The organism is Mesorhizobium sp. LjRoot246 (genome assembly GCF_964254115.1).
Lineage (GTDB): Bacteria > Pseudomonadota > Alphaproteobacteria > Rhizobiales > Rhizobiaceae > Mesorhizobium.
In genome coordinates, this window is the sequence record NZ_CAXUSN020000001.1 from 6,205,224 (window position 1) to 6,228,106 (window position 22,883).

The following is a 22,883-nucleotide window of genomic DNA, read 5'->3' on the forward strand; positions in this document are numbered from 1 at the left end:
CAAGCCGGCAACCTGCGCAAATTCTGTTGAAGACTTGCCGCCGCTATTCAGCCGCCTCGGCATAGTGTGCCGGCACATAATTGAGGATGGGGCCGAGCCAGCGCTCGACCTCGGCCAACGGCATCGCCTTGCGGCGCGCGTAGTCCTCGACCTGGTCGCGTTCGACCTTGGCGACGCCGAAATAATAGCTTTCGGGATGTGCGAGATAGATGCCTGACACCGAGGAACCCGGCCACATCGCATAGCTTTCGGTCAGGCTCACGCCGGCATTGCCTTCGCCGTCGAGCAGCCGAAACAGCGTTTTCTTCTCGGTGTGGTCGGGCTGTGCCGGATAGCCGGGCGCCGGGCGGATGCCGCGGTAAGGTTCGCCGATCAGTTCGTCTGGCGCCAGCACTTCTTCGGGCGCGTAGGCCCAGAATTCCTTGCGCACCTTCTCGTGCATACGCTCGGCAAAGGCTTCGGCGAACCGGTCGGCCAGCGCCTTGACCATGATCGACGAATAGTCGTCGTTCGCGCGTTCGAACCGCTCGGCGATCGCCACTTCCTCGATGCCGGCGGTGACGATGAAGCCGCCGATATAGTCGGGCTTGCCGCTGCCCGCTGGCGCGACGAAATCCGACAGCGCGACATTGGCCTTGCCGTCGCGCTTGGTCAGTTGCTGGCGCAGGGTGAAGAAGGTCGCCAGTTCCTGCGACCGCTTCTCGTCCGTGAACAGCCTGATGTCGTCGCCAACGGCATTGGCCGGCCAGAAGCCGATGACGCCGCGCGGGGCAAACCATTTTTCGGCAATGATCTTCTTCAGCATCGCCTGCGCATCCTCGAACAACTGGCGCGCGGCCGGTCCCTGCGCCTCGTCTTCGAGGATCTTTGGATAACGGCCTTTCAGCTCCCAGGTCTGGAAGAACGGCGTCCAGTCGATGTAGCGCGCGAGCTCTGCAAGGTCCCAATTGTCGAAGACCTTCACGCCTGTGAAGGACGGCTTCGGCGGCTCATAGGCAGACCAGTCAACCCGATGCGCATTGGCACGCGCCTTCTCGAGCGGCAGCCGCTGCTTGTCGGCTTCGGAGCGGGCATGCGCGTCGGCGACCTTCTTGTATTCGATGCGCACCGTGTCGACATAGCCGCCCTTGGTCTCGTTCGACAGCAAGGACGAGACGACGCCGACCGCCCGGCTGGCGTCGGTGACATAGACCGTCTGGCCCTTGGTGTAGCGCGGGTGAATTTTCACCGCCGTGTGCACGCGGCTGGTCGTCGCGCCGCCGATCAGCAGCGGAATGTCGAAGCCTTCGCGCTCCATCTCGGCGGCCATGTGCACCATCTCGTCCAGCGACGGCGTAATCAGGCCGGACAGGCCGATAATGTCGACATTTTGCTCGCGTGCCGTCTGCAGGATCTTGGCTGCCGGCACCATGACGCCGAGATCGATGATCTCGTAATTGTTGCAGGCGAGCACGACGCCGACGATGTTCTTGCCGATGTCGTGGACATCGCCCTTCACCGTCGCCATCAGGATTTTTCCAGCCGTCTGACGCTCGCCATTGTCGATGCCGTTGGCGGCATTGGCCAGCTTCTCGGCCTCCATATGCGGCAGCAATCCTGCGACGGCCTGTTTCATCACCCGCGCCGACTTCACCACTTGCGGCAGGAACATTTTTCCCGCGCCGAACAGATCGCCGACGACATTCATGCCGGCCATCAGCGGGCCTTCGATGACATGCAGCGGGCGCTCGGCGGCAAGCCGCGCTTCTTCGGTGTCGGCGTCGATGAATTCGGTGATGCCGTTGACCAATGCATGGCTGATCCGCTGTTCGACCGGCAGCTCGCGCCAGGCGAGATCGCGTTCCTGCGCTTCCTTGCCTGCCGTGCCCTTGAAGCGTTCGGCGATCTCCAGCATGCGTTCGGTGGCGGTGCCGCCGGCCTTGGGCACGCGGTTGAGGACGACATCCTCGCAGGCCTCGCGCAGCTCCGGCTCGATCGTGTCGTAGACGGCAAGCTGGCCGGCGTTGACGATGCCCATGTCCATGCCGCGCTGGATGGCATGGTAGAGGAACACGGCATGCATGGCCTCGCGCACCGGCTCGTTGCCGCGGAACGAGAAGGACAGGTTCGACACGCCGCCGGAAATATGGACATGCGGCAGCGTGCCGGTGATCTCGCCCGTGGCCTCGATGAAGTCGACGCCGTAATTGTCGTGCTCCTCGATCCCGGTGGCGATGGCGAAGACATTGGGATCGAAGACGATGTCCTCAGGCGGGAAGCCGGCCTGCTCGGTCAGCAGCTTGTATGCGCGGGTGCAGATCTCGACCTTGCGCGCTTTGGTGTCGGCCTGGCCGTCTTCGTCGAAGGCCATGACAACCACCGCCGCGCCATAGGCCCGCACCAGCCTGGCATGATGCAGGAACGCTTCCTCGCCTTCCTTCATCGAGATGGAGTTGACCAGCGGCTTGCCCTGCACGCATTTGAGCCCTGCCTCGATGATCTCCCATTTCGAACTGTCGACCATGACCGGGACGCGGGCGATGTCCGGCTCGGCGGCGATCAGGTTGAGGTACTCGACCATCGCCTTCTTCGAATCGATCAGCCCCTCGTCCATATTGATGTCGATGATCTGCGCGCCGTTGGCGACCTGGTCGCGTGCCACGTCGAGCGCGGCGACATAATCGCCCGCCGTGATCAGTTTTCGGAACTTGGCCGATCCCGTGACATTGGTCCGCTCGCCGACATTCACGAACGGAATCTCGTCGGTCAGCGTGAACGGCTCCAACCCCGAAAGGCGCATCTTCGGCGCGATGTCCGGAATGGCGCGCGGTGGATACTTTTTCACGGCGTCGGCGATGGCGCGAATATGATCCGGCGTCGAACCGCAGCAGCCGCCGACGACATTGACCAGCCCTTCGCGCGCAAAATCCTCGATCTGCGCGGCCATGAAGTCCGGGCTCTCGTCATACCTGCCGAATTCGTTGGGCAGGCCGGCATTCGGATAGGCGCAGGTGAAGGTGTTGGCGACGCCCGATATTTCGGCAAGGTGCTCGCGCATGGCATTGGCGCCGAGCGCGCAATTGAGGCCGATGGTGAACGGGCTGGCATGGCGCACCGAATGCCAGAAGGCTGTCGGCGTCTGGCCCGACAGCGTGCGCCCGGACAGATCGGTGATCGTGCCGGAGATCATCACCGGCAGATGCACCTCTTTCTCGATAAATATCTCATTGCAGGCGAAGATCGCCGCCTTGGCGTTCAGCGTGTCGAAGATGGTCTCGATCAGGATGATGTCGGCGCCGCCGTCGATCAGGCCGCGCAGCTGCTCGCCGTAGGCAAGGCGAAGATCGTCGAAGGTTACCGCGCGATAGCCGGGATTGTTGACATCCGGCGACATCGAGGCGGTGCGGTTGGTCGGCCCCAGCGCGCCGGCGACGAAACGGCGTTTGCCGTCCTGCTGCTCGGCCCTGACCGCTGCGCGCCGTACCAGCCGCGCGCCATCGCGGTTCAGCGCGTAGACGGCATCCTCCATGCCGTAGTCGGCCTGGGCGATCGAGGTCGAGGAGAAAGTGTTGGTCTCGAGGATGTCGGCGCCTGCCATGGCGTACTGATAGTGGATCTCTTCGATCGCCTTGGGCTGCGTCAGGATCAGAAGATCGTTGTTGCCTTGCTGGTGGCAGGCGCAGCCGGCGAAGGCCTCGCCGCGAAATTGGTCCTCGTCGAAGCCGAGCCCTTGGATCTGCGTGCCCATGGCACCGTCAAGGATGAGGATGCGTTCGCGCGCCGCCGCTGTGAGCGCCGCAAGCACCTCCGACCCGTCGGGTCTCGCCGCGACGGGGCCGAACAAAGCGTCCAGCGATGCAGAATTCTGCGACATTTTTTATCCCTTTGGCGACAAGCCAATCCGTGTCACATAAGGATATCTTTATGTCAATATACGGCAGATGCTCGCCATTGTCACCCCACCCCCCACGAAGGCGGGGTCGGTGGCGCGGTTTTCCTGCGAACCTACGCTTTGTCGACGCTTGCCAGGAAGCGGGCGAAGACTGGATTGAAGCGGTCCGGCGAATCCCAGAACGGCGCGTGGCCGGATTTGTCGAGCAGGTGGGCCTTACCTTCCCACAGATTGGAGAATTTCACCGCCGAGACGAAATCGGTGTTGACGAATGGCTCGTCGATGCCGTTCAGAACGGCGATCGGCGGTGTCTTGCCGGCGACGATCTCGCGCTGGTTCCGGCCGGTGCCGGCCGCGAACTTCTCGAACATCAAGCGCCGTGCGCGCCCGTCGGTGCGCGCCACTGTGTCGAGGAGAAACGGCTCGAACGGCTCGCCGCAGGTGCTGCGCGCATAGGCCTCGACGTCGGCGGCAGTGAAGGTTTCCTGTCCGGCAAGGTGCATATGCGGGCTCGGCTTGAAGCCGTTGCCGACCTCCTCGGGTGAGACCGGCGGCGTGCCGGTGATCATCAGCCCGAGCAGGCCGGGAAAGCGGTCGATCATCTCCAGTCCGATATGGCCGCCGAGCGACCAGCCGAAGACGATGGCCTTGTCGACACCGAGCAGCCCGAGCACTTCGGTCATGGCATCGGCATAGCCTTCCATGCTGTAGGAACGCTCGGGATCGATCGCATCGCCGGAAGCGCCGTGGCCGGGCAGATCGGGAGCGATCAGGTGATAGCGCTCGCCCAGCGGGCCGTCCAACTGGTTGCGGAAAACGGCACTGGAAGACGAATTGCCGTGGATCAGCAGGACAGCGGTTCCCTGGCCGCCGGTCTGGCGCACCGCGATCTTGCCGTGGCTTGTTTCAAGGGTCTTCTGCGAGATCGTCATTGTCCGCTCCGTCTGGAATTGCCCTGTTTTGAAGCAGTTGCGCAACAAAGCGCCACTGTTTCCTTGTCCCGCCGTAAAACATTTCCCGGTCGGGTCGCGCTGAAAAATCCTTTTCAAATAAGAACAATTATGCGTAGATTGTCAATTATCCAACTCCCGATGAACGGGAGGAAAACAGGGAACAGCATGATGAAACCCAAATCCGCCGCAAGTCGAGTCCGCCATATTCTGATGAGCACGACGCTGATCGGCATTTTTGCCGCATCAGGCGCCCCCGCCTTCGCCGATGTCGTCAAGATCGGCCTGCTTGCGCCGCTGACCGGCCCGGCCGCGGCGGACGGCCAGGAGTTCCAGCGCGGTGTGCAGATGGCCATCGACGAGGCGAACGCGGCCGGCGGCGTTGCCGGAGACACGTTCGAACTGGTGGTCGGCGACGTCAAGGATCAATCCGCCGGCAACGTCACCAGCGCGGTCGAGCGCCTGCTTGGCGATCCGGGCGTGCATTTCATGCTGACCGGCTATGCCAGCCTGACCAATTTCGAGATCGACAACATGGCGGAAGCCGACATGCCCTACATGCTCGCGGCCACCTCGCAGCAGACCAGGGACATCATCGCGCCGAGCCCCGACAAATATATGTGCTGCTGGTCGCTGACGCCCTCCTTCGACGCCTACAACACCGACGTCACCCTGTTCGTCGAAAAGCTCGCGGCCGACGGCAAGATCACCCTGCCGACCAAGAAGGTCGCCATCATCTCGTCCGACAACGCCTATTCGAAGACCATTTCGGAAGGCATGAAGAAGACCTTCAAGGAGAAGGGCTGGACCATCACCGTCGACGAGATCGTGCCCTTCGGCGAAGTGACCGACTGGCGTTCGATCCTCGCCAAGGTGCGCGAGAACGTTCCCGATGTCGTCATCAACACCGACTATCTGCCGGGCAATTCGGCGTCCTTCCTCAACCAGTTCCTCGAACAGCCGACCAAGAGCCTCGTCTTCCTGCAATACGCGCCGAGCGTTCCGGAGTTCGTCGAACTGACCGGCAAGAAGTCGGATGGTGTCATCTACAATCTGCTCGGCGGCGCGCTGACGACGCCTAAGAACCCGCGTGCCGACGAGGTGGCAGCCAAGTTCAAGGCGAAATACGGCGTTGAGAGCGGCACCTATGGCGTCGGCCTCTATGAGATGACCAATGTCTATTTCGACGCGGTCAAGAAGGTCGGCGGCGCATCCGACCATGCGGCGATCATGAAGGCGCTGTCGGAGACCGACAAACAGGTGGCGGAAGGGCGGCTGAAGTTCGATCCGGCCACTCACCTTGCGACACAGGGCGACGACTATATCCCGATCACCTTCTTCCAGATCTGGGACGGCAAACGCACGCTGATTTCTCCGGAGAAATACGCCACCGGCGCATTCCAGCTCCAGCCCTGGATGAAGTGAGGAATGGCCCTGCTTGAACTGGGCGACGTGTCGAAGGCCTTCGGTTCGCTGAAGGCCGTCGACGGCGTGTCGTTCAAGGTCGAGGCCGGCGAGATCTTTGGCATCGCCGGCCCGAACGGCAGCGGCAAGAGCACGCTGTTCAACATCATCACCGGCATTCCGTTCGGTCCCGACCGGGGCCAGATCCGCTTTGACGGGACGGCCATAAATGGCAAATCGGGACATGCCATCGCGCGTCTCGGCCTTGCCCGGACCTTTCAGCGCGAGACCAGCTTCGACGGGCTGACCGTATTCGAGAACGCGCTGATCGGCGCCAGCTACGGCAAGCAGGAAAAGACAGCGGCCACGGCCCGCAATGCCGCCGCCGAGGCACTGGAGTTCGTCGGTCTGGGATCCCAGTCGTTCGGCCGGCTTGCCGGCGAATTGTCCGTGTTCGAGCGCAAATGCCTGATGCTTGCCACCGCGATCGCCATGCAGCCGCGCATGCTCTTGCTCGACGAGCCGGCGTCGAGCCTGACCAAGCCTGAGATCGAGACATCGATCGGCCTGATCCGCCGCACCGCCGAACGCGGCATCACCATCCTGTTGATCGAGCATGTGCTGACCTTCCTGATGAGCCTTTCTCGGCACCTGCTGGTGCTCAACAATGGCCGCATCCTGGCCGCAGGCGATCCGGCCGGCGTGATCGCCGATCCGCGCGTCATCGAAGCCTATCTCGGCACCAGGAGGTCGGCGGCGTGAACCCCATTCTCACCGTCGAAAACGTCACCGCCGGCTATGGCCGCGTCACCGTGCTGCACGATATCTCGCTGGAGGCAGGCCGCTTCGGCAATGTCGGCCTGTTCGGCCCCAACGGCCATGGCAAGACGACGCTGCTGCGGGCGATCTCCGGGCTGCTGCAGCCGAAGAGCGGCCGCATCCGGTTCGACGGACAGGACATTGTCGGCCACAGCGCGCGTGCCATCGTCGGCGCCGGCCTGATCCATGTGCCGCAAGGCAACCGGCTGTTCCCCGATCTCTCGATCGCCGACTGCATGGCGCTCGGAGCCTATTCGCCACGCGCCAGGCCGCATGAGGCGGAGAACCGCGAAAAGGTGATCAAGCTGTTCCCGAAACTGGCGGAACGCTGGCGCCAGCGCGTGCGCACGCTGTCGGGCGGCGAGCGCCAGATGGTGTCGATCGGCACGGCGCTGATGAGCCATCCGCGCCTACTGATCCTCGACGAGCCGACGCTGGGGCTGGCGCCCAAGATCAAGGACGAGCTCTGCGCCTCCGTCATGGACATTTCGCGCGGCGGCGTCCCTCTCATCGTCGTCGAGCAGGACATCGAATTCCTGCTGGAGCTGACGCAGCAACTCTACCTCGTCAACCATGGCGCGGTGGCGACCGAGATCAAGCCGGGCGAAAGCCTCGACCATGGCGAGATCATGTCGATGTATTTTGGCCATTAGGAACCTGGAATGAGCGCATTGGCGGAAATCCTGTTCGGCGGCCTGTTCCAGGGCTCGCTCTACGCTATGATGGCGGTCGGGCTGGCTCTCGTCTGGACGACGATCGGCGTGTTCAATTTCAGCCATGGCGTGTTCATGATGCTGGGCGCCTACATCGCCTGGCAGCTGGTCGAGCTCGGCCTGCCGGCGGCGGTCGCCTTTCCGATCGCCGTCGTCGTCATGGCCGGCGTCGGCTGGATCCTGCAGGCAAGCGTCGTGCGGCCGCTGATTGGCCGGCCCAACATCGTGCTGGTCGTCGTCATCACTACGCTGGCGGCCGGATCGCTGATCGAGAACGGCGCTTTGACCATCTGGGGGCCGCGCTCGAAGCAAATCCCCGCGCTCATCGCCGGTAACGCCACCATCGGCGGCGTCGGCGTCTCACTGCATCAGATCGCCATCATCGTCATGACGCCGCTGATCCTGGCAGCACTTTGGATGTTCCTCAATCGCACGCGACTGGGGCTGGCGCTGCGCGCCGTGGCGCAGAACGAAGATGCAAGCCATCTGGTCGGGCTGAACGTCACCGCGCTCTACGGGCTGGCCTTCGCCATCGCCGCGTCGCTGGCTGGGCTCGCCGGCATCTTCATGGGCGGTTACCGCTTCATGTCACCGGTGATGGGCAGCGATCCCCTGCTCAAGGCGCTGATCGTTGTCGTTTTCGGCGGCATATCGAGCATATCGGGTCCGATCTTCGCCGCCTATCTGATCGGCTTCTTCGAGGCCGCCTGCAGCTATTATTTCGGCCTCTACTGGACGCCGGCGCTGCTGTTCGGCGTGCTGATCCTGACCCTGATGGTGCGCCCCGAGGGCATTTTCGCCAGCCGCTCCCGAGGCCTTGCATGACCGACACGACATCGCCGATCACCCTGAGCCACGCAGAGGCGGCGACCTCGGTCGCTCCCGGTCGCACGCCGTGGAAGCACGAGGCCATCGGCTTCCTGCTCGGCTTCGCGCTGCTGGCACTGATGCCGCTGATTTTCGGCGACACCTATGCCCGCCACATCCTGATCATGGCCTTCATCTATGCGATCGTCGCCTCGAACTGGGACCTCAGCCTCGGTTATGGCGGCGTCTTCAATTTCGGCCATCTGGCGCTGTTCGGCATCGGCGTCTATGCCTACAGCCTGCTGACCAAGCTGGCCGAATTCGACCCGTGGGTCGCGCTGTTCGCCAGCGGTGTCATCGCCACGCTGGCGGCGATCCTGGTGACCATCCCGATCCTGCGGCTGAAGGGCATCTATATCATCCTGGTCACCTTCGGCTTTGCGCAACTGGTGATGCAGGTGATCATCAGCCAGTCCGCCATCACCGGTGGCACGCAGGGGCTGGTGCGCATTCCCGGACTTTATGTGTTCGACCACAACATGGTCCGCGACGGCAAATCAGCCTATTTCTACATCGCGCTGGCATTGCTGGTGGCGAGCACCCTGTTCCTGCGCGTGTTCGTGCGCTCACGCGCCGGCGCCAGTATCGTCGCTTTGCGCGACAATGAGGAATACGCTATCAGCCGCGGCGTCTCGATCGTGCGCCAGCGCATGCTGACGCTTGCCGCGAGCGCCTTCTTCACCGGCATCGCCGGCGCATTCTACGCCGCCTACCAGCGCAACGCCTCGATCGATGTCTTCGGCATGAGCCTGGCGACCATCATCCTGTCGATGGTGCTGCTTGGCGGCACCAGCACCATCTACGGCGCCATCATCGCCTCTTTCGTGCTGACGATCTTCGCCGAATGGATGGCCGATTTCGGCGCGTGGCGGCCGATGATCACGGCGGTGCTGATCATCGGCGTGATGCTGGCCTACCCGAGCGGACTCGTCGGCATGATCAAGGCGGCGTGGGGTGCCATCGCCGGGCGGCTCAAACGCCCGGGCTGATCGGCTCGGAGAGGGGAGCAGGATCAATCTGCCGAAGTCGGCGCGGCATTGACCTGTCAGGCATTTCCCCCTCCAAAGGGTTGTGCCTGTCGGCTATTGGGCGTTTGGCGAATGGCTTCCCCCACTCCGTCGCTGCTTCGGAGCGCCACCTCTCCCCCCTCCGGAGGGAGAGGAAGGGCGCCAAGGCTGGTGAACTCGCGCCTTTCCTCTCCCCCGTCGATCGGGGGAGAGGTGTCGAGCTGTCCGAACCGGATAGATAGGTAACAGAATGGACTGATTAGATGGGTGACAGTTTTCTCCTTCGCCGGGAGGACCGGCGATGGTTTGGCGAGAGACTGACATCATGGATGAGCGGCTTCGGTTTGTTGTGGAATGCCTTTCTGGCGAGGAGACGATGACGCAGCTGTGTGCTGCCTTCGAGATCTCGCGCAAGACCGGATACAAATGGCTTGGACGCTACCGGGAGTTCGGGCCGGAAGGCCTGCACGACCAGCCGCGGGCGTCGCTCGAGCACGGCCGGGCAACGGCAGCGGAGCTGGTGGAGCGGATCGTGGCGGAGAAGGAAGCGCATCCGCTGTGGGGGCCGAAGAAGATCATGGCCCGGCTGAAGCGTGCGGAGCCCTGCTGCGGCTGGCCGGCGGTCTCGACGGCTGGCGAGATCCTGAAGCGGCATGGCCTTGTCGGGCGTCGGCGCGCGCGCTGGAGGGCGGCGGGCAACGGTCCATGGCCGGAGCCCGAGGGGCCGAATGCGCTGTGGACGGGCGATCACAAGGGCTGGTTCCGGACCGGCGACGGCTGGCGCTGCGAGCCGCTGACGGTGATGGATGGGGCGTGCCGCTACCTCCTGGCGCTCGAAGCGACGGGCTCGACGGCGGATGCCGAAGCCTGGCCGGTGTTTGAGCGGTTGTTTGAGGAACATGGCCTGCCGGATCGGTTCCGAAGCGACAATGGCCCGCCCTTTGCATCGCCCGGCGTCACTGGGCTGACACCGCTTGCGGCGCGCTTCATCAAGCTTGGCATCGCTCTTGAGCGCATCCAGCCGGGCAAGCCGCAGCAGAACGGGCGCCATGAGCGCTTCCACCTGACCATGCTGCCGATGGCCAAGGCACCGGAGGCCGACAGGGCGGCTCAAGCCAAGGCCTTCGAGGCCTTCCGGCGCAGCTACAATGAGGAGCGCCCGCACGAGGCACTTGGCATGGGCACCCCGGCGCAGCATTACCGTCCCTCGACCCGTCCCATGCCCAAGACGATCCCCGAGCCGGACTATCCGGACGAGGCGGCGGTGCGCAGCGTGCGCCAGAACGGCGCCGTCAAATGGCAGGGCGCAGAAATCTACGTCTCGGCCACGCTGGCAGGCGAGCCGATTGCCATCGAAGAGACTGAGAACGGCGAATGGGCGGTGCGCTTCTATGCCCATCCGCTCGGCTTCATCGACCACAAGCACATGAAACTGGTTCGCCGCAGCGCCGCGCCAATCCAACCGCTTGGCGCTGCGGCGAACCCATTATAAGGGGGAAAACTGTTACCTATGTATCCGGTTCAAACTGTTACCCATCTATCGGCTGGACAAGCGAAGCTCGACGGAGTGGGGGTCGACCTTCCATCAAAGCAATGCTTCCGCCTGATTGGGCAGCGCAAACGTGAAGCGATTGCCCTGAAGGCGCCGCCGTTCAACGCACGCCGCACCAGTCGATGACCGAAGCGGCAATGACCTTGGCGGTCTCGACCACCGACTCGACCTCGACATATTCGTCGGAACCATGAAAACCGTCGCCCGACGGGCCGAAGATGACACCGTCGACGCCGGCGCCCGCATAGTGCGCGGCATCGCACACGGCGACGAAGCCACGCGCCTGCGGCGCCCTGCCGACCATGGCCTTGCGCTTCATCAGCGAGGTCACCAGCGGATGATCGACCGGCGTGTTCATCGGCGGGAAGTAGAGGCCGCCGAGTTCCCACTGGATCGCCGGCGGATTGTCGCGCAGCCATGCATCGGTCTGCGCGAAATGGTGGACGAAAGTCTCGAAGTCGCGGCGATAGTCGGCCGAATTCTCGTCCGGCAGGAATTTCATGTCGAGGTCGAGCACCGCGACATCGGGAATGATGGCCGGGTTGGTCATCACGGTCGGCAGGCCGTGCTCGCCAAGGCCGGTGCCGCCATGCATGACGCCGATGTTGATGGTGTTCATGCCGATCGGCAGCAGCGGATGGGATTTCGCCCGCGTCCGGTCCAGCTCATACTGGCGCACGGCTGCGATGAAGCGGGCGGCGATCTCGATGGCGTTGACGCCCGGCTCCAGCCGGTCCTTGTCGTGGCGCTGCGGATAAATCTCGTTGTAGCGCAGCGCCGAATGGGCGTTGCGGCCACGGATCGTCACCCGCGCCCATTCGAGCCCGCCTTCGACCGGCAGGACATCGCCCCAGGTCGGTTCGGCGACCAGCACCGCCTTGGCGAGCTTGCCCTTCTTGACCGCGTCCATGGCGCCGAAGCCACCGGCTTCCTCGTCGACGACGGAATGGATGGCCAGCCGGCCCTGCAGCGTGATGCCCGCCTTGCGGATCGCGCGCGCGGCGGCGACGCAGGCGGCGACACCACCCTTCATGTCGACGGCACCACGGCCATAAAGCCGGCCATTGGTGATTTCGCCGCCGAACGGATCGACGGACCAGTCCTTCATCGCGCCGACCGGCACGACGTCGATATGCCCACACAGGATCAGGCTGTGGTCTTCGTCTCCCGCCCATTCGCCGACCAGATTGGGCCGGCCGGGCAAGGCATCCCATTGCTCGGTCTTGAAACCGTCTTGCTTGAGGATCGGTTCGAGCAGCGCCTGGACATCCGCCTCGCGGTTGATCGCCGGATTGGGCTCGAATTTGGGATTGACCGAAGGAATGCGAACCATGTCGCGGGTCAGCCCGATCAACCAGTCGCGATCGGTCTCGATCTCAGCCTGCACGGCATCGATGACGGCTTGGTTGTCAGGCATTGGCGATTCCTTCCTTGCATCGCGGCGCCGGGCGCATCGATGCTATTTCCTGGTGGGTTTTGGTTTGGCGTCGTCCGTCGCAGGCGACAGGGCTGCATCGAGCGTGACCGCATTGGCGCTGCGGATCCTCTCGATGTCCTCGATGCGCTTGCGTACCCCGGCGCCATGGCCCTCCAGCGCATGGGCAAAGACGGTCTCCATCTGGGCGACGGCGGTCGCCAGCGTGTCGAACGGCGAATTGGCGTCGATCGCGGCGACCATGGTCAGGTCGGCGATATCCGATATAGGCGACAGCCACACATCGGTGAACAGCAGGACGGAGACGCCGCGTTCCTTTGCCTGCTGCGCAAATCTCACCACATCCGACTGGTAGCGTCTGTAGTCGAAGACTACGAGCAAGTCGCGTTTGCCAAGGTCGATCAACAGATCGAAATCGGCGGGGCTCAACGAACCGATGTCGCGCACGCCGGAGCGGAACTGCAGGAGGTAGCCGGCAAGCATGGATGCGATATGCCGGCTGAACCGGCCGCCCAGTAGCACGACCTGGCCCTTGCTCACGAGCAACATGTTGACGGCGCGCGTATAGGCCTGCACCGGCACCGCGGTGCGGGTGCGCTCCAGGCTGTCGGAAACCGAATGGAAGTAGGCCAGTGCCGTGCCTTCGCTGGAGCCGCCCGGACGCTTGGCCTCCATCATCAAAAGCGGCGAATGCAGCCTGGATTCGACTTCGGTGAGCAGTCGTGCCTGGAAGTCGGCAAAGCCGCCATAGCCAAGCTTGGTCATCAGGCGCGTCACGCTCGGGTCGCTGACACCGGCGCGCCGCGCCAGCCGGGTCGCCGTACCCAGCCCCGACATGGGATAATCGGCCAGCAGGACCTGAACGATCTTTTCTTCCGCGGAGGTGAACGCCACGGTGGTGTTGGCCAGTTCTTCACGGATGGACATGGTCATCACCTATCGCTAACGGAAGATGATTATCTTACAATTTTGTGAAATGGTGTCAAATCTGGAAAAAATTTTACAGGAATGAGGTCGCGGAAGCAACTCGCATCTGGTGTTGTCTATCACCTCGGCGATTGCCGGCGCCGATGTGACGGTCGATTCCGGCCCGATCGGTGGCTCATGCCGCAGATCGTGTCGCCCAGGCGATGCTGGAAGGGATCGAGGATTCAAGAGATTGACTGGTGCTGCGAGAGAGGATTGAACTCTCGACCTCTCCCTTACCAAGGGAGTGCTCTACCACTGAGCTACCGCAGCCGCTGATGGCGGGGCTTCTGCCATATCGAACCGGCAAGCGCAAGGCCAAGTGCAACGCTTCTGTGAAAGGCTTTGCCGGATGGCTTTTAATGACATGGCGGCGCCACAATGTTGGCTATCCCTGATCGCCGGCGGGCTGGCTGGTCGCCGGCCGGGACGGGACGATGAACGACAAGACAATTCCACTGAAAGAGGATGGTCCAGCGAAAAAGGGCGGCGCCAACCGCCAAGATCGGCTGGCCGAGCAATTGCGTGCCAATCTGCAGAAGCGCAAGGCGCAGTCGCGCTCGCGCCGCACCGGAGAAGCCGATCAGCGGCCGGACGGGCTCGCTGCATCGAAGGAAATACAAAAAGATTAACTCAAATCGGCCACTCTTGGCCCGGGCTGGGCGAAATCCTATTTCTTGAACCAAGCCGGCCAATGGTCTAGACGGGCCGCTACTCAAACGATTGAACCGGCCTTTTTCGGCCGAGAGGGACGTTCTTCCATGGATCGCATCAGAATTGTCGGGGGCAACAAGCTCTCCGGAAGCATTCCGATCTCGGGTGCGAAAAACGCGGCGCTGCCCCTGATGATCGCCTCGCTTTTGACCGACGACACGCTGACGCTGGAAAACGTGCCGCATCTGGCCGATGTCGAGCAGCTGATCCGCATCCTGGGCAATCACGGCGTCGATTATTCGGTCAATGGCCGTCGCGAGAAGCAGAATGAGGGCTATTCGCGCACCATCAATTTCTCCGCCCGAAACATCGTCGACACGACGGCGCCGTACGAGCTGGTGTCGAAGATGCGCGCCTCGTTCTGGGTGATCGGCCCGCTGCTGGCCCGCATGGGCGAAGCGAAAGTGTCGCTGCCGGGCGGTTGCGCCATCGGCACGCGCCCGGTCGATCTGTTCCTCGAAGGCCTGCAGGCGCTGGGCGCCGATATCGACGTCGACACCGGCTATGTCATCGCCAAGACCCGGAACGGCCGCCTTGTTGGCAACCGCTATATCTTCCCGAAAGTCTCGGTCGGCGCCACCCATGTGCTGATGATGGCCGCGGCCCTGGCCAAGGGCGAGACGGTGTTGGAAAACGCGGCCTGCGAGCCCGAGATCGTCAACCTCGCGGAGTGCCTCAACGCCATGGGCGCGAAGATTTCCGGCGCCGGAACGCCAACCATCACCATCGACGGCGTCGAATCGCTGTCGGGCGCCCGCGTGCGCGTCATCCCCGACCGCATCGAGACCGGCACCTATGCCATGGCCGTCGCCATGACCGGCGGCGACGTCGTGCTTGAGGGCGCGCGGCCGGAGCTGCTGCAGACCGCGCTCGACGTGATCGCCCAGACCGGAGCCGAAATCACGCCGACAAATTCGGGCATTCGTGTGAAGCGCAACGGCGCCGGCATTTCGCCGGTCGACGTGACGACAGCACCCTTCCCGGCCTTCCCGACCGATTTGCAGGCACAGTTCATGGGTCTGATGACCATGGCCAAGGGCAAGTCGCGCATCACCGAGACGATTTTCGAAAACCGCTTCATGCATGTGCAGGAGCTGGCGCGGCTCGGCGCCCACATCACGCTTTCGGGCCAGACGGCGATCGTCGACGGCGTGCCGAAGCTGAAGGGCGCCCCGGTCATGGCGACCGATCTTCGCGCCTCGGTGTCGCTGGTCATTGCCGGCCTGGCTGCGGAAGGCGAAACCACGGTCAACCGCGTCTACCATCTCGACCGCGGCTTCGAACGGCTGGAAGAAAAGCTGTCCAACTGCGGCGCGGTGATCGAGCGAATTTCGGCGTAGGCAATCGCTTCGGAGCCCTTGCCTCCCAGCCCTGAACTGCCTGCAATTTAGCGCCGGTTGACGGCAAGCCGGAGGGACAGCACCCCCCTCTGCCCTGCCGGGCATCTCCCCCGATCGGCAGCTTCATTGATGGCGCCTATGCCAGTCGCGGTTGCACCGGCCGGAAAGACCGCCTAACAGAAGGCTGAACAATCAACCTTCAGGTGCGAAATCCGCATGACCGGCCTAAAGCTTATCGCGCTCGACGATCAGGATCTGAGCATTGTTTCGGCCCATGTCCAGGACGCCGTGCTGAAGGTCAGCGACCTCGAATTCCTGCCCGCGGCCAAGCGTTTCTTGCTGACCATGAACCGTTTCGTCTGGGAGGCCAAATCCGGCCTGTTTCGCCAGCACAATGAGCGGCGCCAGGCGGTGCTGCATTTCGACCGCGTGCTCGGCGCCAAGACCAGCGGCATCGACCGTGACAAGCCGGCCGAGATCCTGTCCCTCCTGGCGATCAGCTTCATCGAGATCAGCAAGCCGGCCGGCATCGTCGAGCTGATCTTTGCCGGCGGCGGGACGATCATGCTCGACGTCGAGTGCATCGAGGCCCGCCTCGCCGATATCGGCGGGGCGTGGGAAGCCACCTCGCGCCCCATTCACAAGGCCTGAGCGTCCAATGGCCATCACGCTTCGTCAGTCCGACGCCGATTTCGAGCAGCGTTTCGCCGCCTTCCTCCTGACCAAGCGGGAGGTGTCGGCCGATGTCGATGCCGCGGTGCGCGACATCATCGCGCGCGTGCGCGCCGAGGGCGACGCGGCATTGATCGACTATTCGCAGAAGTTCGATCGCGCCGATCTGGCTGGACTCGGTATCGCCGTCTCGAAGGACGACATCGCCCAAGCCTACAAGGCCGCCGACCCAAAGACGATCGAGGCGCTGGAATTCGCGCGCGATCGCATCCGCTCGCATCATGGGCGGCAGCGGCCGAAGGACGACCGCTACACCGATGCCGCCGGCGTCGAGCTCGGCTGGCGCTGGACGGCGGTCGAGGCGGTCGGGCTCTATGTGCCGGGCGGCACGGCGAGCTATCCAAGCTCGGTGCTGATGAACGCCGTCCCGGCCAGAGTGGCCGGCGTAGAACGCATCGTCATGGTCGTGCCGGCGCCGGGCGGCATCATCAATCCGCTGGTGCTGGTGGCGGCCGATATTGCGGGCGTGTCGGAAATCTACCGCGTCGGCGGCGCGCAAGCGATCGCGGCCCTTGCCTACGGCACCGAAACAATCAGGCCGGTCGCCAAGATCGTCGGCCCGGGCAATGCCTATGTCGCGGCCGCCAAGCGGCAGGTGTTCGGCACCGTCGGCATCGACATGATCGCCGGGCCTTCGGAAGTGCTCGTCGTGGCCGACGGCAGCAACGATCCGGACTGGATCGCTGCCGATCTGCTGGCCCAGGCCGAGCACGACACATCGGCGCAGTCGATCCTGGTCACCGACGATCCGGCCTTCGGCACCGCCGTCGAACAGGCGGTTGAGCGCCAGTTGCAGAGCCTGCCGCGCGCCGAGACGGCAGCGGCAAGCTGGCGCGATTTTGGCGCTGTGATCCTGGTTCCAACCATTGAATCCTCGCTGCCGCTGGTCGATCGCATCGCCGCCGAACATGTCGAACTCGCCATCGACGATGCCGAGGGTTTCCTGTCGCGGATGCGCAATGCCGGTGCCGTGTTTCTCGGCCGGCACACGCCGGAAGCCATCGGCGACTATGTCGGCGGCTCCAACCATGTGTTGCCGACGGCGCGTTCGGCACGCTTCTCGTCCGGCCTTTCCGTGCTCGATTTCGTCAAGCGCACCTCGATCCTCAGGCTCGGACCGGAGCAGTTGCGTATCCTGGCGCCGGCGGCGATTGCGCTCGCCAAGGCGGAAGGCCTTGATGCGCACGGACGCTCCGTCGCCATACGGTTGAACATGTAGGCCGCGATGTCGGACTCCGATCAAACCCGCGCCAGGCTGATCGATGTCGAACTCGATGAATCGATCGGCCGTTCGACACCCGATGTCGAGCATGAACGCGCGGTGGCGATCTTCGACCTGATCGAGGAGAACAGTTTTCAACCGGTCAATGACAGCGGCGACGGCCCGTATCGGCTGAAACTGTCGCTGGCCGAGCAGCGCCTGGTGTTTGCCGTGGCGCGCGAGGATGGCGGTGCCGTCGTCACCCATATCCTGTCGTTGACGCCGCTCAGGCGCATCGTCAAGGACTATTACATGATCTGCGAAAGCTATTACGACGCCATCCGCTCCTCGACGCCGAGCCACATCGAGGCGATCGACATGGGCCGCCGCGGCCTGCACAATGAAGGCTCGCAAACACTGATGGATCGGCTGTCCGGCAAGATCGACATCGATTTCGACACGGCGCGCCGGCTGTTCACGCTGGTCTGCGTGCTGCACTGGCGGGGCTAGCCCTGGCACCCGGCGCCCTGCCCCGTTCGATCCTGTTCCTGTGCGGCATGAATGCCGTGCGCTCGCCAATGGCAGAGCAGCTGGCGCGGCGCATGCTGCCCGCCACCATCTTCGTCGCTTCGGCCGGCGTTCGCGCCGGCGAGCGCGATCCGTTCGTCGATGCGGTGCTGGCCGAGGAAGGTCTCACGCTGGGCGAGCGTCACCCAAAGACGATGGACGATCTTGAGGACGACTATTTCGACCTCATCGTCACGCTGGCGCCCGAAGCGCACCATGCCGCGCTCGAGCTCACCCGCTCGCTCGCCGTCGAGGTCGAATACTGGCCGACGCCGGACCCGACCGGTGCCAGCGGCACGCGCGAACAGATCATGGCAGCCTATCGGGACGTGCGCGAGCGGCTGAAAGCGCGGATCGGCCGACGTTTTTTGCTTCCAGAGGCAAAAAACGCGACGGATTAAGCGTGTTCACAAGCGCACGATTATCATATAGGTTCCGCCGAAATTCCGGCTAGAGTCGGATGATTTCAGGTCTGTTCGACCTGAAATGTGAATCCGTTTCTAAATCAAAGAAGTAGAGCATGATGTCGTCCGAAAACCGCTTCACACTTTTCGGCATCATGCTCTAGGCGCTGGAACTCCCATCCAAGCAAAGGTATCGAATGCCGAAGGAAGAAGTCCTCGAGTTTCCGGGTGTCGTGACGGAATTGTTGCCCAACGCGATGTTCCGGGTAAAGCTCGAAAACGAACACGAGATCATCGCCCATACGGCCGGCCGCATGCGCAAGAACCGCATCCGCGTGCTGACCGGCGACAAGGTTCTGGTCGAGATGACGCCATACGACCTGACCAAGGGCCGCATCACCTATCGTTTCAAGTAAGCAAAGCCCGACTGGTCCGCGATGAGCATTTTGCAGAAGCTGGTGCTTGCCTCGGGTTCGCCACGTCGGATCGAGCTCTTGCAGCAGGCCGGCATCGAGCCGGATCGTGTGCTGCCGGCCGATGTCGACGAAACGCCGCTGCGTGCCGAGCATCCACGCTCGCTGGCCAAGCGGCTGTCGAAGGAAAAGGCCGAGAAGGCGTTCGCCTCGCTGCAGACCGAAGCCGACTATGCGCCGGGCTTCGTGCTGGCCGCCGACACGGTGGTTGCCGTCGGGCGGCGTATCCTGCCCAAGGCAGAAACCCTCGACGACGCCGCCAACTGCCTCGGGCTGTTGTCGGGCCGTTCGCATAGGGTCTATTCCGGCATCTGCCTGATCACCCCAGGAGGCAAGCTGCGCCAGCGGCTGGTCGAGACGCGGGTGCGCTTCAAGCGGCTGCCGCGCGAGGAGATCGACGCCTATGTCGCCTCGGGTGAATGGCGCGGCAAGGCCGGCGGCTACGCCGTCCAGGGTCTCGCCGGCGCCTTCGTCGTCAAGCTGGTCGGCTCCTACACCAACATCGTCGGGCTGCCGCTCTACGAGACCGTCGCGCTGCTGAGCGGCGAAGGCTTCAAGGTGCATGGCGACTGGCTGGCGGGACCCCGGCTATGAATTCGGATTCCAAAGTCACGCCCTTGCGCCCGAAGCGCCCCTGCCCCGAATGCGGCAAGCCATCGGCGCGCGACACCTTTCCGTTCTGCTCGACGCGGTGCAAGGACATCGACCTCAACCGTTGGCTGAAGGGCGCCTATGTCATCAAGGCCCGCGACGACGAGGAAGAGACGGACCCCGACGCTCCGAAGTAAGACGAGCGCCGCCGATCAGGCGGCTTCGTTCTTGCGGTTGACGCGCGCCCAGCCCGGCAACCAGTCACCGTGAGCGGCCAAGAGATCATCGACCAGTGACCAGATCTGGTCGAGATCGAGCTCGGCTGATGTGTGCGGGTCCATCATCGCCGCATGGTAGATGTGCTCGCGGTTTTCCGTCATCAGCGCCCGCACCGTCAGTTCCTGCACGTTGATGTTGGTGCGGATCAGCGCGGTCAATTGCGGCGGCAGCTCGCCGACATAGGTCGGCTGGATGCCGGAAGCATCGACCAGGCACGGCACTTCGGCGGCACAATCCCGGGGCAGCGAGGTGATGCAGCCATTGTTACGGACATTGCCGTAGATCACCGACGGCTCGCCGGTCCAGACCGAATTCATGATCGAGGAGGCATATTCCCGGGACTGCTCGACCTCGATGCGATCGGCCGAACGATAGGCTTCCGCCTGCCCCTTCCAGCGCTCGATCTGTTCGATGCAGCGCTTGGGATACTCATCCAGCGGGATCCCGTACTTCTCGATCAGGTCCGGGCGGCCTTCCTTGATGAAATAGGGCGTGTATTCGGCGAAATGCTCCGAGCTTTCGGTGACGAAATAGCCGAGCCTGGTCAGCATCTCGTAGCGCACCTTGTTAGGGCAGCGCGGGTTCCAGCCGGGCTTGGGCGCACGGCCTTCGCGGTAGGCGCACACGAGATCGGGATAGAGGTCGCGGTAGGAGCCGTCCGGCTGGCGATGCTCGAATTTCAGGTAGAAGGCCATGTGGTTGATGCCGGCCGAGCGATAACGGATGTCTTCGTAGGGAAGGTCGAGATCGTGCGCCAGCTCCATCGCCGTGCCCTGCACCGAATGGCAGAGGCCGACCTGCCTGATGTCGGGGTATTTCTCTGATATCGCCCAGGTGTTGATTGCCATCGGGTTGACGTATTGCAGCATGATCGCCTGTGGGCAGACGGCGAGCATGTCCTCGCAGATCTTCCACAGATGCGGCACGGTCCTCAAGCCCCGCATGATGCCGCCGACGCCGAGCGTGTCGGCGATCGTCTGGCGCAGGCCGTATTTCTTCGGCACTTCGAAGTCGGTGACCGTGCAGGGCTCATAGCCGCCGATCTGGAAGGCGACGACGACGAAATCGGCACCCGCCAGCGCCTTGCGCTGGTCCGAATGGGTCTCGGCCTTCGCCTTGACGCCGAGCGTCGCGATCAGCTTGTTGACGACGATGGCGCTCTCTTCCAGCCGCTGCGGATTGATGTCCATCAGCGCGATCGTCGCGCCGGAAAGCGACGAGCGCTGCAGCAGGTCGCCGACAATGTTCTTCATGAACACCGTCGAGCCGGCGCCGATGAACGTGATCTTGGGATTTCTTGCCATGCTAACCTCCGGCATATGTTCAGGCCACGTCGAAAGCGGCCCTGACGAGCCGTTCGGTGTAGGCGGTCTTGGGATTGGACAGAACGTCGTCGACGGGACCCTGCTCGACGATCTTGCCGTTCTGCATGACGATGACGCGGTGGCACAGCGCGCGCACCACCTTGAGGTCGTGCGAGATGAAGAGATAGCTGAGGCCGCGCTCGTCCTGCAGCATGCGCAGCAAGTCGATGATCTGCGCCTGGACGGAGAGGTCGAGCGCGGATGTCGGCTCGTCGAGCAGGATGAATTCGGGTTCGAGCGCTATGGCACGGGCGATCGCGATGCGTTGCCGCTGGCCGCCGGAGAATTCGTGCGGAAACCGCGACAATATATCGCCCGGCATGCCGGCGGCGACCAGCGCCTCGCGCACCCGTTCGACCCGCTCGCGCCGGGTTGCCCCTATGCTGTTGACGACCAGCCCTTCCTCGATGATCTGGCCGATCGTCATGCGCGGATTGAGCGAGGAGAAAGGATCCTGGAAGACGATCTGCATGCGCGAGCGCAGCGGCCGCATCTCGGCCCTCGACAGGCCGTGGATCGGCTTGCCGTCGAAACGGATCTCGCCGCGCTTGGCATCGATCAACCGCAGCAGGGCCTGGCCGAAGGTGGTCTTGCCGGAGCCGGATTCGCCGACCAGGCCCAGCGTCTCATGCCGGCACAGGCTGAGGCTGAGATCGTCGACGGCAACCAGCTCGCGCCAGTCCGGTTTCAGGAAGGTGCCGTGGCGCAGCATGAATGAAACGCGCACTCCGCTGGCCTCGAGAATGGTGCCGCAACCCTCCGGCAGCGGTTTGGGCTGCCCGCGCGGCTCCGAAGCCAGCAGCCGCCTCGTATAGGGATGCCGCGGATCTTCGAAAAGCCGTTCGGTGACGTTGTGCTCGCACATTTCGCCATGCTGCATGACATAGACGTAGTCGGAGAACTGGCGCACCACGGTCAGGTCGTGGGTGATCAGGATCACCGCCATGCGCAGCTCTTTCTGCAGGCTGCGGATCAGGTTCAGGATTTGCGCCTGGACGGTGACATCGAGCGCCGTGGTCGGCTCGTCGGCGATCAGCACGTCGGGATTGTTGGCCAGCGCCATGGCAATCATCACCCGCTGGCGTTGCCCGCCCGAGAGTTGGTGCGGATATTGCTTAAGCCGCGCGGCGGGATCGGGAATCTGCACGTGCTGCAGAAGTTCCAGCGCTCGCGCCCAGGCCTGCTTGCGGCTGACCTTGCGATGCACTCTGATCGCCTCGACGATCTGGCTGCCGACCGTATAGATCGGGTTGAGCGAGCTCATCGGCTCCTGGAAGATCATCGAAATGCGATCGCCGCGCAGCTTGCGCCGGGCGCTTTCGGGAAATTTCAGGATGTTTTGCCCGTCATAGCAGACGCTGGAGCCGGGCGACACGGTGGCGCGCCGCGACAGCAGTCCCATGACGGTGCGAGCTGTCACCGACTTGCCGGAACCGGATTCGCCGACGATTGCGATCGTCTCGCCGCGATAGAGCTGAAACGAGATGTCCTTGACGGCTTCGACGACGCCATGCTCGACCTTGAAGGCCACGGCGACGTTGCGGGCGTCGATGACGGGCTGGTCCTGGCGTCCGTCATGGTCGTGACGGACGGTTGGTGCGAAGGATTCGGCGAGCGCGACGGACATCTGTGGC

The 22,883-nt window shown here is 63.5% G+C and carries 21 protein-coding genes and 1 tRNA gene; 15 read left to right on the forward strand and 7 right to left on the reverse strand.

The features are described from left to right. Positions 1 to 43 precede the first annotated feature (43 nt). Together metH and ACSQ3L_RS30080 are read right to left on the reverse strand one after the other, a co-directional pair. On the reverse strand, positions 44 to 3,853 hold the full coding sequence (gene metH / locus ACSQ3L_RS30075; protein WP_436163228.1) for a methionine synthase: 3,810 nt from the start codon (positions 3,851 to 3,853) through the stop codon (positions 44 to 46). A gap of 131 nt (positions 3,854 to 3,984) precedes the next feature. After that, positions 3,985 to 4,803 (reverse strand): alpha/beta fold hydrolase, encoded by an 819-nt coding sequence (locus ACSQ3L_RS30080; protein WP_436163229.1) that lies wholly within the window; start codon positions 4,801 to 4,803, stop codon positions 3,985 to 3,987. Between the two features lie 186 nt (positions 4,804 to 4,989). On the opposite strand from ACSQ3L_RS30080, the gene ACSQ3L_RS30085 reads away from it, so the two are divergent. The 6 genes from ACSQ3L_RS30085 to ACSQ3L_RS30110 all read left to right on the forward strand — a co-directional run bounded on the left by ACSQ3L_RS30085 (position 4,990) and on the right by ACSQ3L_RS30110 (position 11,123). Further along, complete coding sequence (locus ACSQ3L_RS30085) at positions 4,990 to 6,246, forward strand: ABC transporter substrate-binding protein (RefSeq protein ID WP_436163230.1); 1,257 nt, start codon at positions 4,990 to 4,992, stop codon at positions 6,244 to 6,246. 3 nt (positions 6,247 to 6,249) lie between these two features. Beyond that, positions 6,250 to 6,987 (forward strand): ABC transporter ATP-binding protein, encoded by a 738-nt coding sequence (locus tag ACSQ3L_RS30090; RefSeq protein ID WP_436163231.1) that lies wholly within the window; start codon positions 6,250 to 6,252, stop codon positions 6,985 to 6,987. Beyond that, positions 6,984 to 7,697, forward strand: a complete 714-nt coding sequence (locus ACSQ3L_RS30095; protein WP_436163232.1) for an ABC transporter ATP-binding protein — start codon at positions 6,984 to 6,986, stop codon at positions 7,695 to 7,697. The genes ACSQ3L_RS30090 and ACSQ3L_RS30095 overlap by 4 nt, the downstream gene beginning before the upstream one ends. A gap of 9 nt (positions 7,698 to 7,706) precedes the next feature. After that, positions 7,707 to 8,582 carry a branched-chain amino acid ABC transporter permease gene (locus ACSQ3L_RS30100; protein ID WP_436163233.1) on the forward strand — a complete coding sequence of 292 codons (876 nt, stop codon included), beginning with the start codon at positions 7,707 to 7,709 and terminating at the stop codon, positions 8,580 to 8,582. After that, a complete protein-coding gene (locus tag ACSQ3L_RS30105; RefSeq protein ID WP_436163234.1) occupies positions 8,579 to 9,613 on the forward strand; it encodes a branched-chain amino acid ABC transporter permease in 1,035 nt (344 codons plus the stop codon). The genes ACSQ3L_RS30100 and ACSQ3L_RS30105 overlap by 4 nt, the downstream gene beginning before the upstream one ends. 319 nt (positions 9,614 to 9,932) lie before the next feature. Further along, positions 9,933 to 11,123, forward strand: coding sequence for an integrase core domain-containing protein (locus ACSQ3L_RS30110; protein WP_436163235.1), 1,191 nt, complete (start codon positions 9,933 to 9,935; stop codon positions 11,121 to 11,123). 160 nt (positions 11,124 to 11,283) lie between these two features. Here the strand turns inward: ACSQ3L_RS30110 and ACSQ3L_RS30115 are convergent, their stop codons facing one another. The 3 genes from ACSQ3L_RS30115 to ACSQ3L_RS30125 all read right to left on the reverse strand — a co-directional run bounded on the left by ACSQ3L_RS30115 (position 11,284) and on the right by ACSQ3L_RS30125 (position 13,857). Beyond that, positions 11,284 to 12,600, reverse strand: a complete 1,317-nt coding sequence (locus tag ACSQ3L_RS30115; RefSeq protein ID WP_436163236.1) for a M20 family metallopeptidase — start codon at positions 12,598 to 12,600, stop codon at positions 11,284 to 11,286. A 42-nt stretch (positions 12,601 to 12,642) separates the two neighbouring features. Next, positions 12,643 to 13,545: a MurR/RpiR family transcriptional regulator gene (locus tag ACSQ3L_RS30120; RefSeq protein WP_436163237.1), complete on the reverse strand. Its 903-nt coding sequence runs from the start codon at positions 13,543 to 13,545 to the stop codon at positions 12,643 to 12,645. A 237-nt stretch (positions 13,546 to 13,782) separates the two neighbouring features. Continuing rightward, positions 13,783 to 13,857, reverse strand: a tRNA-Thr gene (locus ACSQ3L_RS30125). Positions 13,858 to 14,021: 164 nt separating this feature from the next. On the opposite strand from ACSQ3L_RS30125, the gene ACSQ3L_RS30130 reads away from it, so the two are divergent. The 9 genes from ACSQ3L_RS30130 (at position 14,022) to yacG (ending at position 19,803) form a co-directional block, all read left to right on the forward strand. Next, the gene (locus ACSQ3L_RS30130; protein ID WP_436163238.1) at positions 14,022 to 14,216 is read left to right on the forward strand and encodes a hypothetical protein; all 195 of its coding nucleotides are present in this window, start codon (positions 14,022 to 14,024) and stop codon (positions 14,214 to 14,216) included. Between the two features lie 129 nt (positions 14,217 to 14,345). Then, positions 14,346 to 15,638, forward strand: coding sequence for a UDP-N-acetylglucosamine 1-carboxyvinyltransferase (murA, locus tag ACSQ3L_RS30135; RefSeq protein ID WP_436163239.1), 1,293 nt, complete (start codon positions 14,346 to 14,348; stop codon positions 15,636 to 15,638). A 216-nt stretch (positions 15,639 to 15,854) separates the two neighbouring features. After that, complete coding sequence (locus ACSQ3L_RS30140; RefSeq protein WP_436163240.1) at positions 15,855 to 16,289, forward strand: DUF2948 family protein; 435 nt, start codon at positions 15,855 to 15,857, stop codon at positions 16,287 to 16,289. A 7-nt stretch (positions 16,290 to 16,296) separates the two neighbouring features. Continuing rightward, positions 16,297 to 17,589: a histidinol dehydrogenase gene (hisD, locus tag ACSQ3L_RS30145; protein WP_436163241.1), complete on the forward strand. Its 1,293-nt coding sequence runs from the start codon at positions 16,297 to 16,299 to the stop codon at positions 17,587 to 17,589. Between the two features lie 6 nt (positions 17,590 to 17,595). Beyond that, on the forward strand, positions 17,596 to 18,081 hold the full coding sequence (locus ACSQ3L_RS30150; protein ID WP_436163242.1) for a UPF0262 family protein: 486 nt from the start codon (positions 17,596 to 17,598) through the stop codon (positions 18,079 to 18,081). Then, positions 18,069 to 18,539 carry a low molecular weight phosphatase family protein gene (locus ACSQ3L_RS30155; protein ID WP_436163563.1) on the forward strand — a complete coding sequence of 157 codons (471 nt, stop codon included), beginning with the start codon at positions 18,069 to 18,071 and terminating at the stop codon, positions 18,537 to 18,539. Before ACSQ3L_RS30150 ends, ACSQ3L_RS30155 begins: the two co-directional genes overlap by 13 nt. Before the next feature lie 200 nt (positions 18,540 to 18,739). Continuing rightward, the gene (gene infA, locus ACSQ3L_RS30160) at positions 18,740 to 18,958 is read left to right on the forward strand and encodes a translation initiation factor IF-1 (RefSeq protein ID WP_006200926.1); all 219 of its coding nucleotides are present in this window, start codon (positions 18,740 to 18,742) and stop codon (positions 18,956 to 18,958) included. A gap of 21 nt (positions 18,959 to 18,979) precedes the next feature. Beyond that, positions 18,980 to 19,609 (forward strand): Maf-like protein, encoded by a 630-nt coding sequence (locus ACSQ3L_RS30165; RefSeq protein WP_436163243.1) that lies wholly within the window; start codon positions 18,980 to 18,982, stop codon positions 19,607 to 19,609. After that, positions 19,606 to 19,803, forward strand: a complete 198-nt coding sequence (gene yacG, locus ACSQ3L_RS30170) for a DNA gyrase inhibitor YacG (RefSeq protein ID WP_436163244.1) — start codon at positions 19,606 to 19,608, stop codon at positions 19,801 to 19,803. The genes ACSQ3L_RS30165 and yacG overlap by 4 nt, the downstream gene beginning before the upstream one ends. Positions 19,804 to 19,818: 15 nt before the next feature. Here the strand turns inward: yacG and ACSQ3L_RS30175 are convergent, their stop codons facing one another. Both ACSQ3L_RS30175 and ACSQ3L_RS30180 read right to left on the reverse strand, forming a co-directional pair. Then, the gene (locus ACSQ3L_RS30175) at positions 19,819 to 21,189 is read right to left on the reverse strand and encodes an alpha-glucosidase/alpha-galactosidase (protein WP_436163245.1); all 1,371 of its coding nucleotides are present in this window, start codon (positions 21,187 to 21,189) and stop codon (positions 19,819 to 19,821) included. Between the two features lie 19 nt (positions 21,190 to 21,208). Then, positions 21,209 to 22,876 carry an ABC transporter ATP-binding protein gene (locus ACSQ3L_RS30180; RefSeq protein ID WP_436163246.1) on the reverse strand — a complete coding sequence of 556 codons (1,668 nt, stop codon included), beginning with the start codon at positions 22,874 to 22,876 and terminating at the stop codon, positions 21,209 to 21,211. Positions 22,877 to 22,883 lie beyond the last annotated feature (7 nt).